We start from the raw sequence: 14,330 nt of genomic DNA on the forward strand, positions 1-14,330 counted from the left end.
GTTAGATGTTAAACTATACTTTTTGTTACTAATTCGGCCGCTAAGATACGGCTATGTTTATCAGTTTCTAAATAATCGCTTAATTGCGGTTTCTCTATAAACTCAATTTCTTCCATACACCGTTCAATCACATCGCTCATTTGCAGGAAACCAATTTTATCCTTTAAAAATGCACCAACCACCACTTCGTTTGCTGCATTTAAAATACAAGGCATATTACCACCTTTTTTTAAAGAGGTAAAAGCCAGATTCAAATTTCTAAAAGTTTGCTGATCGGCCTTTTCAAAGCTAAAGTTTGGATAGTCCAGAAAATTAAAACGTTTAAAATTGTTTTTTAGCCTGTTTGGATAAGTTAAAGCGTATTGAATAGGCAATTTCATATCAGGTACCCCCATTTGTGCTTTCATTGAGCCATCCTTAAACTGAACAATGGAGTGTACAATAGACTGGGGATGTACAATTACATCGATTTGTTCCACATCGAGATTAAAAAGCCATTTTGCTTCGATAACCTCTAACCCTTTATTCATTAAAGAGGCCGAATCGATCGTAATTTTTGCCCCCATAACCCAATTAGGATGCTTTAAGGCCTGCTCCTTTTTTACGGCAGACAGGAAATCCTTGTTTTTGCCTAAAAATGGTCCACCGGATGCAGTCAGGTAAATTTTCTCAATTTCATTCTGCTCCTCGCCTACTAAACATTGAAAAATAGCAGAGTGTTCTGAGTCCACCGGAAGGATTTTTACCTGATGTTTCGCTGCCAGTGCGGTAACCAGCTCTCCGGCAACCACCAGGGTTTCTTTATTGGCGAGCGCAATATTTTTACCGGCTTTAATTGCAGCAATTGTTGGCTTTAAACCAACAGAACCCATTAAAGCAGTTAAAACAACATCGGCAGCAGCTTGAGCGGCCACCTCAGTAAGTGCATCTTCTCCTGCCAGTACTTGTATGTTATGCGAAGAAAGGGCCCGCTTGACCTCGTTATATTTGCTTTCATCACAAATTACAACAGTTTTGGGTTTAAATTCTAAGGCCTGCTGAATTAATAATGTTGCATTGGTTAAAGCGGATAATACAGAAACTTTAAAGATAGCAGGATTATCTCTGATCACTTCTAACGCCTGCGTACCTACACTGCCTGTAGAACCTAATATGGTTATATTTTTCAAATTAATATTATCGTTTTTGTCATGCTGAAGCACGAAGCATCACAAATGACTATTCTTTTTTATGCTTATCCAACAGCTATATTTCGTTCCTCAGGATAATCATTTTATATAATAAATTTTTCCAGGGCATCAGCCAGTTTTCTATCATTGCTTAACCTTGGAACCTTATTTTGCCCGCCTAATTTCCCTTCACTTCTCATATAATTTACGAAAGCATCTTTCTGTAAAGTACGAATAATTAAGGGTTGCAAAATGCGGCCTTCAATGAGGTCAAAATAGTAAATATTTTTCTTTTGCAAGGCTTCATCAACCTTTTTACTAAATGTAATTAAATCTTTTGGCATCGATGAAAACTCTACAAACCATTCGTGGTAAGGTAGAGCGCCCTCTTTGGGGTTAATTTGAGGCGCTACAGTAAATTCTGTAATCTCTACATTTTCTTCATTTGCAACGCTTAAAAGTGCATGTTCTACTTCTTCGCCAATTACATGCTCGCCAAAAGCAGAAATAAAGTGTTTAATCCGTCCGGAAACTACAATTTTATAAGGATTTTTAGAAACAAACTTAATGGTATCGCCTATGCTGTAACCCCAAAGCCCCGCATTGGTATTCATAATTAAGGCATAGTTTTTATCTAATTCAACTTCTCCAAGTGATAAACGAACCGGATTTTCTTTGTGATATTCATCCGCTGGTATAAATTCATAAAAAATACCTGCATCGGCCAGTAAAAGCAGGCCTTTATCTTTCTGATTATCCTGATAAGCTATAAATCCTTCCGAAGCCGGATAGGTTTCAATGGAATCGATCTTTTTGCCAATGCACTGTTCTATTTTAGCCCGGTAAGGCTCGAAGTTTACGCCACCATAAATAAAGAGGCTAAAGTTTTTGAAAATATCGGCAATCTTTTTACCGCCTGTTTTTTCAGAAAGTTTATCGAAATACATTTGAACCCACGGTGGAATACCAGAAATGAGGGTCATGTTTTCGTGCATGGTTTCGTCCACAATGGCATCAACCTTTTCTTCCCAGTCTTCAATACAGTTGGTTTGGTAAGAGGGTAATCTGTTTCTTTGCAGGTAAGCCGGAACATGGTGTGCAACAATGCCGGAAAGACGTCCGACATCAATACCGTGTTTTTTGGCCAAAATGGGACTGCCTTGTAAAAAAATCATTTTGCCGTTAACAAAATCAGTCTTACCGGTTTCATTAATGTAAGTTAAAATGGCATTTCTGGCCGCTTTAATATGCTCAGGCATCGACTCTTTAGAAAGTGGAATGTATTTAATGCCGGATGTTGTGCCCGAAGTTTTAGCAAAGTAAAGGGGTTTGCCTTTCCACAAAACATTTTCTTCGCCGGCTACAACACGATCTACATAAGGTTTCAGGCCTTCATAATCACGAACGGGTACCTTCTTTTTAAAGTCTTCGTAAGTTTTTATTTCCCCAAAATGGTGATCCTTTCCAAATGCAGTATTGGCAGCGCTGTGGATTAATTTTTGAAGAATTTTATTTTGAGCTTCAACGGCATTATTCTTCCATTTATTAATTTGCCTTACTGCAAATGCCGCAAATGGTTTACTTAATGCTGCTTTTAATCCCATATATTAATGATTGAATTTTGGATGATTGCTTAATAGAATATTTCTACTAAACAATATTATGTAAAATATCCGGATGTTCATCGCCTTTATACTCATCCATTAACTTACGGTATACAACCGTTAAAGCTACAGATGACAAGGGAACAATGATAAATGAACTTAATATGTTTACAATAAAAGCCACAAGCGGCCATTGCAAATAATTTAGCAGCAGATAAATAAGATATCCACCTCCTAAAACAACTAAAAGCAATAATATTTTAGTGAAATTTCCTTTTGTGGTGGCCAGACTTAGTTTTATCGATTCAAATGGTTTTGCGTTTTTATCTATAATAAAAAATGGAAAGAATGAAATTCTTAACCAGGTAATAAAAATGGCAATGATACCAACAGAAATGGCCACATTTTTAACAATTTCTATATCGATACCGGTATAAATAAAAGGAAAAGCAATTAGAATAACAACCAGATAAACTCCAAATATACAGCCGATAAAATATAAGGTTGCCACTAAAAACCTGATGATTTGTTGTCTGGTAGGTAAAGTATCTACAATTTTAACATCGCTTTGTTCATCATCCATCAAATGGAAAATGTATTTAAATAACGAAAGGTTAATGGTGAAATAGAGCATAATAAAAATGAACACCATTAAAACACTCAATATTTTGCTTACATCCTTAATAAAAAAGGCCATTAAACTGGAAGCACTGGCAGTAATAAACATTAAAAAACATAGCGTAGCTATAGAAAAATAATGTTTTTTGGTAATGCCCCAGGCCTTACGAATAACTTCGTTAACGGCAAATGTACTTTCTTTTAAATAGCTAATCATTGTTGTTTTAGTACGACTCTTTTAATTAAATCCTGCATAAATCCTAAACCATAAGCGGTTAATTGAATAAATGAAGAAATAATGCTCAAAAATGCAACTTTTAAAGATTTATTTACAGACCATGAATGAAAAAATATCAACAAAAAGTAAATAAGGACAAAAAAATTGCAAATAACAGCTAACGGCCAGTAAAATAGGTTGCATAGTATGGTAAATGCAAAACCTAATGTAAATATTGCAGGAAAAAAATGCACTAATTTTAACTCTGAAGGGAAATGTTTATAAATATTGATTCGTGCCCGGCCAAAAAAGTGCAATTGTTTGTAAAACTGACTAAAGCTGGTTCTTCTTTTATGGTATACTTTGGCCTCAGGAATCAGGCCAATTTTAAAACCGTTTTCGTGAATACGAATACTATACTCAATGTCTTCTCCTAGTCTGGTCAGGATAAAACCTCCAACTTTTTCCCACACCTGCCTGGAAACCCCCATATTAAAGCTGCGTGGATGAAACTGACCAATGTGTTTGGCATTGCCACGAATGCCTCCGGTTGTAAATGGAGAAGTCATGGCATAACTTATTGTTTTTTGAACGGGTGTAAAACTATCATGCGCTGCGTCAGGGCCGCCGTAGGCATCCAGATGATGTTCGTATAAATAGTTTTTTACAGTTTCCAGATAATCTGCAGGAATCAAACAATCGGAATCGAAAATTACAAAATAATCTCCCTGTGCCCTTTCGAAACCAAAATTACGGGCAAATCCCTGTCCGGCATTTTCCTTAAAAAAGTATTTTATATCCAGTTTATTTGCATAACGCTGAACGATTTCTTTAGCATCATCTTTTGATCCATCCTCAATAACCAAAACCTCAAACTGTAAATAAGTTTGCTTGGTTAAGGTATTCAGTAATTCGTCAATTTCCTGCGGACGATTATAAAGTGGAATTATGATGGAGAAAAACATATGTTGAAACTGAAAGCTGAAAGACCAAAGAACAACGCTTTTGCTTCAGCTAATCTTTTAGCTTATTTTAGTTCTTTTTCGATTAAATATTGATTTCTTTCCGGTGCGTTTCGGGTAACCAATTCGGCAACAAAGCCTGTTAAAAACATTTGCGAACCTACAATAATGGCGACCAGGGCAATATAAAATAATGGCTGTTCTGTAATTTCTCTTCGGTAAGGAATATGTGCCGCAATATGGTATAATTTTACACCGATCATCCAGATGGCCATAAAGGTTCCTAAAAGAAAGCTCAATACGCCTAATGAGCCAAAAAAGTGCATCGGGCGTTTACCAAATTTACCTACAAAGAAAATAGAAAGTAAATCTAAAAAGCCGTTTATAAATCTGCTGAAACCAAATTTTGTAGTTCCGTATTTGCGGGCTCTGTGTTCAACAACTTGCTCTGCTATTTTACTAAAACCTGCCCATTTGGCTATTACCGGAATATAACGGTGCATTTCGCCATAAACTTCGATTGTTTTAATCACGTCGCTACGGTAAGCTTTTAATCCACAATTAAAATCATTTAACTGGATGCCACTCATTTTACGGGTTGCAGCATTAAATAATTTTGTTGGAATGGTTTTAGTGATCGGATCGTAGCGTTTCTTTTTCCAGCCGGAAATAAGGTCTAATTTTTCTTCTTTAATCCGGCGGTATAATTCAGGGATTTCATCCGGACTATCCTGTAAATCGGCATCCATTGTAATCACTACCTCGCCCAAAGCAGCTTCAAAACCCACATTTAAAGCCGCAGATTTACCATAATTCCTTCTAAATTTGATTCCTTTTATGGCATTGTTTTGTAGCCTTAAATTTTCAATAACTTCCCAGGAGCTATCTGTACTGCCATCGTCAATTAAAATAACTTCGTAACTAAAGTTATTTTCATTTATTACTTTGGCAATCCAGGCCGTTAATTCGGGCAAAGATTCATCTTCGTTATATAAGGGTACTACAACTGATATATCCATTAATCGTATTAAAATATGAGTATTGACCATTGAGGTGAATCTCAATCGTTCAAAATTCCGGTATTAAATTAAAACGTGCAAATTTCATCAAATTAAATGATAAAACCTGCACGTTATAAATTTTATGTATAAACGACTGTACTCCCCTATGCAGGAAATGAATCGAAGGTTAATGGTCTTTCGCGTTTAAAAATTGCTGCAAATATTAAAGCAATAACAAAAATAATAGAAATGGCTATGGTAACATTTTTAAAAACGGTTGGCGCAGACAGTTGCGTTTGTTTTGCAAATTGCTCATCCAGCTTAGCTACTTCTTTATCAATCTTCTCGTCATCAACATTTTGTTTTTTCATGAAAGTAACAAAGTTCTCTTTCATATGATCCTGCATTTTTTCTGTTATTGTGTTATCAATAAGTTTGGTATACACTAAATTTAGTCCATAAGAAAAAAGCCATCCGATAAAGAAAACCAGGAAAATAGATTTAAGGGCCTGTTTAAATGTCCAGTATCCTCCAATTTGCTTACGCAGGTATTTGCAGATAAAAATAACAACAATCAACGGAATCAGAAGCTGAAAGATGACCGGATAAACCATCGTCATCACAATAAAAGAATCAGCACTTTGCATTAAGTATAAGGATACTAGCCCTAAAACAAAGAAAACAACGCCAAGTATTAAGCCATACTTAACAATTTCTTCATAAATTTTGGGTTTCTTTTCTTCCTGAATAATTTGTTGTTCCATGATTGGTTTTAATTTAGTTATTAATAGTTGTAATTAATATATAAGTAGCAACATCGAACGATTTGTTACCACTAAACTGAATTAATTCTTTGGTGGTTTCGGCACTACCTTCTACGTCAAGGAAAAAAGTCATAAAAGGAACAAATAATTCCTGCATTTCTTCACTGATATTTAAAGTTGGCGCTGTTTTACAAATTTCTTCTACACTACTTTCTGCCAGTTGCTGGTTGCTGATTAACTCTTCATAAATTTCAAATTCATCCTGAAATTCATCGTCTTCAACCAATAAAAATTCTTTTAAGAAATCGCCCAGTTCAGGATCTAAATCTTCATCATGGCATTCTTTAATGTATAAAAGAAGATTTAACAACTCGCTTCCTCTATCAATGGTTTCTTCTTCAATGTTTGCCCATTCATCGCTTTCCAGGTAATCATCTTCCAGTTTCTGAACATCATTTGAAAAGAAATTTACCATGAGTAAATCAAAATAAACTTCTCTTAATTCTTCAAATTTTGGATTTGAATCAAATACTTCGTCAAAAGCTGCAACTTTATCCATAAAGTTTACATCGAGTTCGAAGGCTGCAATTAATTCCGTTTCGAATGTACCTGCTGCAATGGCTGATACTTCAGCATATTTATTGATTGATGCGCCTAATGCTTTTTTTACTCTATTGTCCATGTCAGGATTTTTATTTTTTAAATAATATTGCTGATTTGCTCAGCGTGATCTAACTATTGGTACGCCGAAATCCTTTCAGCATTGTATTAGTTATTGATTTGATATTGATTGTTGTTATAAACCAATGTAACCTTACCTGTTAACTCTGTGCCTAATAATGGGGAGTTAGCAGATTTTGAATAATTATTTGCTGTTGAATACATCCATTTTTGATTGGCTGCAAAAACCGTAAAGTTAGCCTCTGCGCCTTCTTCAATTACCGGAACATTTAAATTTAGCAATTTACGTGGGTTAATGGCCAATTTTTCTGCAATTAAAGTGGCATCTAAACCCGCTTTAATCAGTAATGGTAAAACTGTTTGTAAAGCAATGATGCCATAATGAGCAATTTCGAACTCTACATTCTTAAATTCAATTTCCTCCGGTCTGTGCTGCGAAGTAATTGCATCTATAGTCCCGTCTTTTAAACCAGTAATGAGCGCTTTCACATCCGTTTTGCCTCTCAGTGGTGGTTTTACTTTGTAATTGCTGTCAAAGTCGTTTAAAAGTTCTTCTGTAAATACAAGGTGATGGGCCGTTACATCGCAGGTTATTTTCACACCGTCTTTCTTCGCTTTGCGAATTAATGCCACTGAGCCTGCTGTAGAAATATTGCTGATGTGGATTTTTGTATCGTTATAACTGGCTAAAAAGATATCACGGGCAATGTGCATTTCTTCTGCCAGTGCGGGTAAACCTTTCATGCCCAAAAGTACACTTGTTTTGCTCTCGTTTACCTGCGCTTTACCTGCAATGGACTTATTTTCAGGGTAAACCATTAACAAAGCATCAAAACCTTTTGCGTATTGCAGTGCCCTGCTCATAAAACCGTCATCCTGCAAAGCTTTATCTCCGTCAGAGAAAGCTACGGCACCGGCCTGTTGCATATCGAATAATTCGGCCAGTTCTTTAGCTTCACGGTTTTGACTGATTGCGCCTACCGGCAAAACATCAACTAAATTATTTTTTGCCTTGTTGAGGATGTACTCTACCTGAGATTTGGATTGTACAACCGGGCTGGCCTGTGGCAAAAGTGCCAACCCTGTGAAACCACCAGCTTTTGCAGCGGCCGTAAGGGTATGTATATCTTCTTTAGTTTCTAAACCCGGATCGCCGGCAACGCAATTTAAATCAAAAAAACCTGGTGTTAAGAAAGCGCCCTCAGCATCAAAAACGGTTTCATTCTTTTCGGCAGTTAAATTACCTATGCTTGTAATTTTGCCATTCTTAATTCTTATATCGCTTTGTTTTTTATCAAATTTACTTTGAGAATCAATAATGCTGGCATTCTTAACTAAGAGATTCATATTGTTTTTTTAGGGTTGTTCAAAAATCGGATGAGCAAAATTTCTGCTGCAATAAAAATCAGGGACAAAATTAGACAAAGTTTCCATAAAGATTGTCCGATTTTATTTTCACCGGAAATTAATTTAACTGCATCCTTATCGGTATCAAATATTTTTAAATTGTTTTTTCCTGCTAAATTCTCCAGATCTGTTTTACTTAAATAGTGCAGATCAGATTCTGACCGGCTATTGTTAAAGCTATAAACCGCAAGTGTAGAATCGCCTTGATTTAAATTATAAAAACCAGCTGTTTTAACCTGATCGGCTAAATAAATTAAAGTTTTACCATCTGCCTGGCGCAATTCGGGAATGGCTTCAAAATGATCGCTAATCAGTTTCAGCGATTGATTTTTTGCCAATACAATCTTTTTACTTTGTAAGGCATCATCCTGTCCAATGGTATAATACAAAGGCTGATCTAAACCACCACTTGTAGCTAAACGATACATTAAGGGAACAAAAACAGGATGATGAGCCAGGTTACCATCTTGAGCATTTAACCCTGCAGCGCTTAAATAAACCTGCCCGTTTCCAATGTTAAACTTGGAGAAAAACAGTTTATTTCCAGGCAACTGGAGAATATTTTCTTTGCTTTGACTGTTATTTTCTACAAATGCGAAGTACCGCTTAACTTCAGGCAAATCTAAATTTTTGGGCACCTGCTCAAATACAGTTTTAAAAATAGGATGCTGTAAATCTATTTTATCTACCCTTGCCTGGGTGGTATTTAAAGTTTGAATTTGCGGTAATGACAATGCACCTAAAAACGAGTTGTAATTTTTAATATCCGCATCCAAATCTGGAAATAAAACCACTGTACCACCAGCATTAAGATAAGTTTTTATTTGTTGCGCCAAACCACTTGAAGGATTTTTAAGTCCGTTTAAAACAATTAATCCGTATCCTGAAAAGTTATTGTAATTAACATTGCTTTCTGGATTTTCAGTTAATTTAAAATAAGGATCGGCGGCGAAAAGCGCTTTAATATAGTTTCCATCATTTGCACCATTAATGGATAATAGCTGAAGGTTTTCGTCTACTTTGAAGCTAAAAGATAGAGTATCATCAAAAGTTACCGGAAAATCTTTAATGCTGACCACGCCTTTTTGCCAGCCCGATTTTAATCCGGAAAAATTTAACGTGTCTCTTTTTACTTTACCAGCCGGAATAGTTACTGAGCTTAAACCTTTTTGCTGATTGTTTAAGGTTAGTTTTAATGGAATATTTTTTGCATCCTCATCCGAGTAATTTTTAAGCTGAACGACCAATTTTTCACCTGCTCCCGGTTGGTGATTCGGAGAAAGTGTCCAGATACTATCTACAGCAACATTTGGTAAGGTAGCCGCATTTAATTTCATAAAAGCAAATTGTACCTCCGGTTTGGTTTGAAGGTCTTTTTTTGCGGAAATATTCTTCTGAAAATCGGAAATCAGAAAGGCATATTTATTTACGGTTCCTGTTAAAATATTTTGCTGGCGGTTAATAATCTGCTGCAGATTTCTGTTGGAAGCCGATATTTTAACATCATCAAGGGCCTTTAAAAACTCTTCTGCATTTAATAAACGTTGGTGTTTGCCTTCAAAATCATTGGTTAAAAGCTGAAAACGGTCATTTAAACCAAATCCCTTAACCAGCTCCTTTGCTCTTCTTTTTGCTTCATCAAGCAGGTTACCATCTTTATTAATGGCCTCCATGCTATAAGAATTATCAATGTAAATGCTCACAGCATTACTTAATGTGCTTGTTTTTTTATCGTTTGAAGGAATATAAGGCTGGGCAAAAGCTAAAACTAGAAAGATAATGGCTAATATCCTGCATAAAAGAATAAGCAGATTTCTAAGTTTCTCTCTCGATGAATTTTGTTGTTCTACTTCTTTTAAAAGCTGAACATTGGAAAAATAAACCTTTTTAAATTTCCTGAAATTAAATAAATGGATAATAACCGGAATGGCAACCGCTAGTAGTGCAAAAAGAAAGCCCGGATAAAGGAAATTCATTAAAAACCAAAGATAGAAAAAATATGGAAAGTGGCGAATTTCAGGCCAAACAAATCAAGAAAAACCTTATAATCAATACGCAAAGCCCGGAAAAACAATGTTTACAATTTTCCATTGCTCATTTTGAAGGGCAAAATAGAGTTTAAATGGCCCGCTAACAATTTTAGATTGAGTTTTAAGCACCGCCCTAAACCCGGCAACACCTTCTACAAAGGCGATTCCCTTTCCATCATTTAGCAACTCAAAATTTGAATCGATAATATCATATCTGCCACCAGCATACTCGTCAGATTTACCAAAAATACCTTTCAGTCTGGCAATAATTACTTCTTTACCAATTATTTTGTTTCCCGGAAGAATAAAGAAATCACTTAGTTCATCAGTAATTGTTTTAGATTGCTTAAACCACGAATTGATAAATCTAATTGCGCTGTTTACAATATCGGCCTGATGGTTAAAAGTGAGTTTTTCCTGCATTTTGCAAAGTTACAGCTTCTATCTAAATTTCTTCATGGCTACCCATAATTTTTCATCCAATCCATAAACATCAGACCGGTACTCAATTTTATTATTTTGATACCAGGCTGTAAAATAGGTAATTAATATAGGGGTTTCTTGCTTGGGTACAAACCGCATTGTTTTTAACTTATAATCATCAGATGATTTAGCAATGGCCTTAACTTTGTTTTCATATAAACTCATGTAGGCACTATCTAAAGGTTTATAACCCACCTCAATTCTCATTTTATTGTATTTTTCCTGATCAGAAACTAGAAGTTCAGCCAGTTTCAATGGTTTTTCAACTCTAATACATCCGTGGCTTATTGCTCTGTTTTTAAGTTTGAACCCGTTTTTATAATTGGTATCGTGTAAATAGACGCTAAATCTGTTAGGAAAAGCAAACTTTAGTTTGCCCAGCGAGTTTTTCAGACCTGATTCCTGCACAAAAGTAAAAGGCAGTTTATCCCGGTCATATTTCCACCATCTGATTTCCATCGGATCCATTAATTCATCTTTATAATACACCTTGATATTGCTTTTCTTCAGATAATAACGATTTTTCCGGACTGCATCATAAACTTCTGTTTTCGCAATACTTTCCGGAATATTCCAAACCGGATTGGTGTATAAAGAATTGATGTTACTTACCAGTATAGGTGTTTCATGATTACTGGGTCTATCTTCAAAGTCACCGGTTTTATTGTAAATTTTCATTTTTTCCTCGTAATCCCGATCTTTCTGCTCTCCTACACAAACTTTCATGCTGGTTAGCGTATCCTGATTATTGAAGTAAACAAGTTTGAAATCCGGAATATTAACCTGAACATAAGAAGTACTATTCATTTCCGGTAAACGCCACCGTAAACGTTCCATATTAACAGCTAACATTTTTCGGAGGGAATCATTTTTACATTTTAAATATTCCGTTTGTAAAGCGGTATATTGTTTTGAGGTATTCTGTACGCCTCTCAATGTATCTGTAATATTTTCTGAATTTAGCAAGCCTGGAATAAACAGACTATCTGGTTGTTTAATACTTATGTAATAGTCCTGTATTACTTTTCTTGGATTTACGGTGCCGAATTTTAAATAATTTATGTAATTGATATAGGCATCGGCACATAAAATATCAAGTTTTGCAATTGTTGGGTATGTATCTCCTACTTTTTTAAAGTTATTGAGCTTTAGTTTTTCAATTAGAGATTTAATTTCGCCTACAGAAAATATTTTAGGGTTAAAACCGTGTATAACACTATTGTTCAGGTAATTTGTTAAAGAATCCAGTTCTTTATTCTCATAAAATTTAAGGATAAAATTGGGCGAGTAACCCGCATCTTTATAATATTTTTTTAGTGATTTTGAGTTTACCAGCTTAAACGAGAGACTATCTAAAGTTTTAACAAAAACAGAGTCGAGCGCAGAAGAGTCCAGCTGACTATATAGCTCATTTTGCAGGCATTTGGCAAGCTGTTGTCCAAGATTTTCCTCTTTTTTAAATGCAAAGAGATAAATTAAAATACAGGGTAAAATTAATAGTCTAAGTGTTTTCACGTATTGCTTAAAAAGCTAAATAAATAGTTAATACGGGATTATTACCTGCCTAAACTCTGGTATACAGAAATTTACCCAAATATTGTTTCCAATGGCCTGGGGAATGCTTAAGCAAGAAAATTTAACAGGGACGTTATTAATTAATTTTTTTATCTAAATTTTTTCATGGCTACCCATAATTTTTCATCCATGCCATAAACATCAGAACGATATTCAATTTTATCATCCTGAGCCCAGGCGGTAATGTAAGTTATAATTAAAGGAACGGCTTTTTTAGGGCCAAACCATGCAGGTTTCAGCTGAAATGTATTTAAAGTATCTGCTTTTTGAGCCATACGTTTTTTGTACCATTTCATGTGCGTACTATCAACAGGAAGCAAATCAACCTCGGCTCTTAATTTATCGTAAGTATAAGGATCTTTAACCAGTAACTCTGCAAACTCCAAAGGTTTTTCTATACGCACACAACCATGACTAATGGCCCGGTTAGTTAAATTAAAACCATTTTTATTGTTGGTATCGTGAAGGTAGATACTGGAACTGTTATCAAAAATAAATTTGAATTTACCCAAAGCATTTCCTTCACCTGAGCCCTGTTTAAATTTAAATGGCAGCTTATCTCTCGAATATTTACTCCAGTTAATGGTGTCAGGCTCGTTAATTAATTTGTCTTTATAGTAAACTTTAATATTGCTGTTTGATAAGTAATATGGATCTTTTCTGGCCATCCAATAAATTTCACTTTGCGCAATACTCACCGGAATGTTCCAAACCGGATTGGCCTGGATAGAATTTATTTTGCTAAAAAGCAATGGGGTTTCATGGTTTTTTGGCTTATCATCCAGGTTACCTGATTTTGCAAAAGCTTTCATCTTTTCATCATAACCAGCTTCCCGCTTCCCTCCCACACAAACTTTCATCGAAATTACGGTGTCAAGCTTATCTAACCAGGTTAGTTTAAAATCAGGAATGTTAACCTGAACATAATTCTCTCCCATTTCCGGAAGCTTCCAGCGAAAACGTTCCATATTTAGTAAAAGAATTCTTTTCTCCTCTTCAGCTGTTGCATTTAAATAGGCTTTTTGCAAAGCTTTATACTGAACAGATTTTGGCTGAACAGCTTTCAAACTGTCTAAAATATTTTCTGAATTTAAAAGTCTGGAAATAGATAAACTATCCGGTCTTTTTACCTTTATGTAGTACCTCGAAAATATATTCCTGGGATTTACAATTCCATAATTCAAATAATTAAAATAATTTGAATAAGCATTTGCCGTTAACAGCTCAAGTTTTGCGATAACCGGGTAACTTTCGTCTACTTTTTTGAATTTATTGGCCGTTAATTCCTCCAGTAAACTTTTAATTTCTTCTGTTCTGAATATTTTTGGATTAAAACCGTGTACTTTACTGTTTTGTAAATAGTTTTCTAAAGAATCTAAACCACCGTTAGCGTAAAATCTGGTGACCATTTGTGGTGCAGAATTATTAGCTGCATAAAATGCTTTGATCGTTTTAGGATTTGCAAAACCATCCGACAAGCTATCCATTGTTTTAACAAAGACGCTATCGTAGGCTACAGTATCGAAATCTTTGTATATTTTGTTATTAAAATGTTCTGATAATACTTTACCGATTTCCGGTGGCGTTTTAAACCAGTTACAGGCAGCAATTGTTAAAATGAATGGAATTATTAGAAAGCGAAAGTTTTTCAAGATGTACTATTTTATATAAAAACTGTAGAAATATGTTAAAAAACCAATAAAGGGCAAATTAAGTGCCATAATTTTTTGTTTTATCAATTCTATCTTTATATTTGCCATCGCTTATCAGCTAAAGTATTGATACAGGCACAAATAATTTTATGAACTTAATTTTGAAC

Annotated in this window: 12 protein-coding genes; all 12 read right to left on the minus strand. The window is 35.0% G+C overall.

The annotated features are described in order from the left end of the window. Positions 1-8: 8 nt before the first annotated feature. On the minus strand, positions 9-1,169 hold the full coding sequence (locus O0955_RS10295) for a 1-deoxy-D-xylulose-5-phosphate reductoisomerase (RefSeq protein ID WP_269427462.1): 1,161 nt from the start codon (positions 1,167-1,169) through the stop codon (positions 9-11). 104 nt (positions 1,170-1,273) lie between these two features. Further along, positions 1,274-2,773, minus strand: coding sequence for a GH3 auxin-responsive promoter family protein (locus O0955_RS10300; protein WP_269427463.1), 1,500 nt, complete (start codon positions 2,771-2,773; stop codon positions 1,274-1,276). Between the two features lie 46 nt (positions 2,774-2,819). Then, complete coding sequence (locus O0955_RS10305) at positions 2,820-3,608, minus strand: hypothetical protein (protein WP_269427464.1); 789 nt, start codon at positions 3,606-3,608, stop codon at positions 2,820-2,822. Further along, the gene (locus O0955_RS10310; protein ID WP_269427465.1) at positions 3,605-4,573 is read right to left on the minus strand and encodes a glycosyltransferase family 2 protein; all 969 of its coding nucleotides are present in this window, start codon (positions 4,571-4,573) and stop codon (positions 3,605-3,607) included. The genes O0955_RS10305 and O0955_RS10310 overlap by 4 nt, the downstream gene beginning before the upstream one ends. A 62-nt stretch (positions 4,574-4,635) precedes the next feature. Further along, positions 4,636-5,589, minus strand: a complete 954-nt coding sequence (locus O0955_RS10315; RefSeq protein ID WP_269427466.1) for a glycosyltransferase family 2 protein — start codon at positions 5,587-5,589, stop codon at positions 4,636-4,638. Positions 5,590-5,735: 146 nt separating this feature from the next. Beyond that, positions 5,736-6,335, minus strand: a complete 600-nt coding sequence (locus O0955_RS10320) for a DUF4199 domain-containing protein (RefSeq protein ID WP_269427467.1) — start codon at positions 6,333-6,335, stop codon at positions 5,736-5,738. 13 nt (positions 6,336-6,348) lie between these two features. Continuing rightward, complete coding sequence (locus tag O0955_RS10325; protein WP_269427468.1) at positions 6,349-7,017, minus strand: hypothetical protein; 669 nt, start codon at positions 7,015-7,017, stop codon at positions 6,349-6,351. Between the two features lie 86 nt (positions 7,018-7,103). Next, complete coding sequence (locus O0955_RS10330) at positions 7,104-8,363, minus strand: dihydroorotase (protein WP_269427469.1); 1,260 nt, start codon at positions 8,361-8,363, stop codon at positions 7,104-7,106. Then, entirely contained in the window at positions 8,360-10,399 is a 2,040-nt protein-coding gene (locus O0955_RS10335; RefSeq protein WP_269427470.1) for a vWA domain-containing protein, read from the minus strand. The genes O0955_RS10330 and O0955_RS10335 overlap by 4 nt, the downstream gene beginning before the upstream one ends. Before the next feature lie 72 nt (positions 10,400-10,471). Next, entirely contained in the window at positions 10,472-10,876 is a 405-nt protein-coding gene (locus O0955_RS10340) for a hypothetical protein (RefSeq protein WP_269427471.1), read from the minus strand. An 18-nt stretch (positions 10,877-10,894) separates the two neighbouring features. Continuing rightward, positions 10,895-12,451, minus strand: coding sequence for a L,D-transpeptidase family protein (locus tag O0955_RS10345; RefSeq protein WP_269427472.1), 1,557 nt, complete (start codon positions 12,449-12,451; stop codon positions 10,895-10,897). 149 nt (positions 12,452-12,600) lie between these two features. Continuing rightward, entirely contained in the window at positions 12,601-14,163 is a 1,563-nt protein-coding gene (locus O0955_RS10350; RefSeq protein WP_269427473.1) for a L,D-transpeptidase family protein, read from the minus strand. Positions 14,164-14,330: the final 167 nt, after the last annotated feature.

Source organism: Pedobacter punctiformis, from assembly GCF_027213715.1.
In the GTDB taxonomy this organism is placed as follows: domain Bacteria; phylum Bacteroidota; class Bacteroidia; order Sphingobacteriales; family Sphingobacteriaceae; genus Pedobacter; species Pedobacter punctiformis.